The sequence below is a fragment of the Thalassolituus sp. UBA3500 genome (assembly GCF_002377545.1).
GTDB lineage: Bacteria > Pseudomonadota > Gammaproteobacteria > Pseudomonadales > Oceanobacteraceae > Thalassolituus.
This window is the reverse complement of sequence record NZ_DFQB01000008.1, coordinates 1-3,872: the sequence shown is the minus strand read 5'-3', so window position 1 is coordinate 3,872 and position 3,872 is coordinate 1. Positions and strand designations below refer to the sequence as shown.

General features: G+C 50.5%; 1 protein-coding gene and 1 pseudogene. Both read right to left on the bottom strand.

The genetic code is table 11. The annotated features are described in order from the left end of the window. Positions 1-2,228 (bottom strand): annotated as a pseudogene (locus tag B2R29_RS02635) (hypothetical protein); the annotation flags it as partial. A gap of 312 nt (positions 2,229-2,540) precedes the next feature. Next, complete coding sequence (locus B2R29_RS02630; RefSeq protein ID WP_301179661.1) at positions 2,541-3,785, bottom strand: substrate-binding periplasmic protein; 1,245 nt, start codon at positions 3,783-3,785, stop codon at positions 2,541-2,543. Between the last annotated feature and the right edge of the window lie 87 nt (positions 3,786-3,872).

Genomic DNA, 3,872 nt, shown 5'->3' with positions numbered 1-3,872 from the left:
TCGTCGGTATCGATGTTGTCAGGCGTGCCGTCACCGTCGGTGTCAGTGCCTGCATCGTTCGGATCGAGAGGATCAGTGCCCGCCGCAACTTCGGTTTCGTTGTTGATGCCGTCGTTGTCCGAGTCGTTGGTCGGATCATTGTTCGCTGCATCCTGCTCATCAGATACGCCATCGTTATCTGCATCTTCAATAGAAGATTCCAGCGCGTCGATAATACCGTCACCATCAGTGTCTGTGGTGCCTTCAACGCCGTCGTTTTTACCGTCGCCATCAGAATCAGAATTCAGTGGATCAGTACCATTAGTCGCTTCGTCAGCATCCGATACACCGTCGTTATCATCATCAGTGTCGAAAGCGTCTGCAATTCCATCACCATCGGTATCGGTCGGAGTGCTGTTGGCATCAAGCGGGTCAGTACCCAGTTGAGTTTCCTGGGTGTTACTGACTCCGTCATTGTCCGAGTCGTTGGTCGGATCATTGTTCGCGGAATCCAGCTGGTCGACAACGCCGTCGCTGTCCGTATCAGTAATATTCGATTCGAGTGCATCTATGATGCCATCACCATCGGTGTCCGTTGGCGACGCAACACTGCCCACTTCAGTCTGGTCGTCGATGCCATCGTTGTCCGAATCGGTATCCAGTGGATCTGTGCCTAACAACCCTTCGTTACCATCACTCAGCCCATCGTTGTCGTCGTCAGTGTCGGCGTTATTACCTATACCATCGCCATCAGTATCCACAGATTCATTAGGGTCAAGAGGGAACGCATCCAACGTGTCTGAAACACCATCATTGTCGTCATCCGTATCGGCATTGTTACCTATACCATCGCCATCAGTATCGACTGACTCATTCGGATCATTAGGAAACGCGTCATATGGATCAAGAACACCATCACCATCAGAATCAACCGTTACGGCAACAGTAAAGTAGTCGCCTGAATTCAGGGTTACACCGTTAATAACTCCGGTGGCCTTATTAATCTCACCGACTTCAATAGCGCCGGAAGTAAAATCTGAGTTAGTACTTTTACGAACAAGGTAGAGTCGCGCACTGGCCGGCAAGCCCGAAGGAATCGCAAACTGCATTGAGACTGACTGGTTAAAGCTGCTTTTCTGAACCAACCACTCACGGCCGATACGATAGGAATAAGGCGCGCTGATTTCGGTAGTCTGCAGGGTATAGGCGCCTGCATTGCGACCTACAAGGAAGTAGCTGCGATCAGCACTGATTCCGGCTGTACGTGCAGATGCAGAGTTGGCAGATGAAAAATCACTCTGCGTCGCCAGAGTCAGGCGTGTGCTTTTTACAGAACGGGATACTTTCTGATTGAGTATCGCTGCGTCGTCGCGGCCAAGGCCAAATACTGCATCCTGGAAGTTCGCGTCCAACGCGTCATTCCAGATCGTAGCACCCGCGCTATTAACGTAGTTACCGACCAGGTCGATACCGTATTTTACGGCCAGGTATGAGTTAATTCGCTGAGCCTCAGAAGAAGATACCGCACGCGTGAACCAGATGACCTCCATAATGTCACCCTGGAAAGCATCACCGCTGTCCTTCCGGCCGTAACCGACGAGGAGATTGTCCCCGCGGGTAACGGATGCAAAGTCAGAATTGTAAACGTAATCCTCACCGTTCATCCCCAAAGTGAAAGTACGGTTTTGGCTACCACCGATAATTGCCGAACCCAAGACATTTTGCGACAAAGGCACAGGTGTCGGGAACTCTACATTGATGTCACTGCCTGAAGAGCGTTCAGGACGTAAAAGGAACTTACCAGCACCACTATTACCCGTGCCCTGCAGAGAATAACCGGGCTCACCTGCATAGTTGGTTGTACTGTCCAGGCCGGTGATGCGGCCTGAGTTCCCACTGGCGTAAGAACTGGTACGTGTGACCGTAAATATTGAGAGAGGCGTTGCTCGTTCACCGCCCTGAACAATATCGGTGCTGTTATTTCTGAAGTGGCGACTGGTAGTGTAACCAGTGGTATAGGGATGGAAATTATGGGAAGCATTCGCCCCAGACAAAGACCAGGAGCCTACAGCGTCGATGTCGCGCCCATTATCGGAGCGATCAGCCCAGGCATCGTTGATGTTGCCCGCGTCGTCAGACTTCAGCCAGAGTGCAGAACCACTTACACCTCCTGGAGCTGCGAGAGTGGTGCTGGATACAGATATAGCTGCCCATGAGACTACGAGAGCCAGGCCCTTAGAAAATTTCATTCGATCGCTCCATACCGAACCAGTTCGTCAGAATGAGAACCGGCTCACAATCCATTCAGATAGTTTTGCGGGATTCTATAGGCTGTGATACCCACCCGGCAATACGCCTTAAGAGGGATATCCGGCCTATGCGCCACAAAAACACTCCGAAAGGGCCACGAGTTGGCCAATTAGTGTCATATCGCGATAGTAATGAACATGTGTCTGATTAACAAGATGTAACAAGAGCTCACATCGTGACATTTACGTATAAACGACAAAAGCCGCATGGAGCGGCTCAGGTATGGTGAGTTTAGTGGATTGTCAGTTCTGTCAGTGGCTGTGCCGAAGTGCTTCTTCAACGTCCATACCAAGTATCAGAATCCCTCTTCTTTCGCCTTCAGTGCCAGTTATCGTCCAACTGACCTTCACCTGAAACTTTCGGGAGGATTCATCGTAGCGGATGCCACCAATATAGTAGTCAGATGACGGCTTGTCCTGCAGTGCGCTCCAGGCACTCTCATCTGCTTGATAGTAGTCAGTTGTAACGTCACTCTGAGCGACATTGAGCCCTGCACCGCCAACCAGAATGGCCTCGGTTATCAACCCGTTGCTCAGTTCTTTTACAGATCTCAGGTAGGCGGAGGTCGGCCTACTGATAATCTCACTGATCAATGGCTGTTCGGCCACACCAGCCTCGTGCTGCCACTGAATATCAAGCGCCTCAATGACATCGGCCGCTAGCGTCTTTTGCATCGAGCTGGAATTATCCAATGCCAAAATGAGCTGAGAGTTATCGATAATCGGCCTGATTCTTTTCGACAGAACCGTGAGCAGATTCTCTCTCTCGGTAGCGTTCAGCGCAACAGTCTCTCCTGCGCAATCCGAGATCTGTTGATTAAATCGTCCGAGAAACTCGGGGTGCTGCTGCAGGAACTGATCCGCGAAGTAAACTCCCAAAGGCATGTAACGAACAAATGTCCTCTGCAGGTCGCTTTCAAAATCAGAGCTCGCTGACACCTCTTCGACTAACTCTTCAAAATAACGGGAATCTGCGATAAACGTGTCTATCCGTCCGGCCTGAACAAGACGCACTAACTGCATACCCTCATTCACCAGCTCCGTCACGGGAATACCTTCAGTATCCAACCAGGTAGCCTGATTACTCGATCTGACGGCACCAATCCTCAAATTATTCAGGTTGCTCAGATCAAGTCCCTTGCTGTGGTACCAGTACCACTTTTCCAGAGCAAAAGGTGCCGACATGGTTGCAACGGCATCCAGTTCAGGTGAAGGCCCGCTGGTAAAAATACCATCGGCAACAGAATGCTTCATATCCTGAATCGCACGCTGCCAGGGCATTACCTGCACTGAAAAAGACTCATTGATATCGCGAAAGATACATCGCAAGGTCTCTGTCGACTCGCCCGACAACTCCCCCTGGAGCATCATCTGGTATGGCGGCCAGATGGTTGTCCGTAATTTCACCGCACCGTAAGTCGGCGCTGGTGCCACTTCTGCTGCGATAACATTCACAGAGAAGAAAGTAATAAAGATAGAAATTAGTCGTAATTTCATGACCTTAGCCCAAACAAGTACCGCTTCTAATAATAGCAGGCCTTACGAAAAAGCCCGGTCAATGACCGTAATGCTGTTCACTTAAGC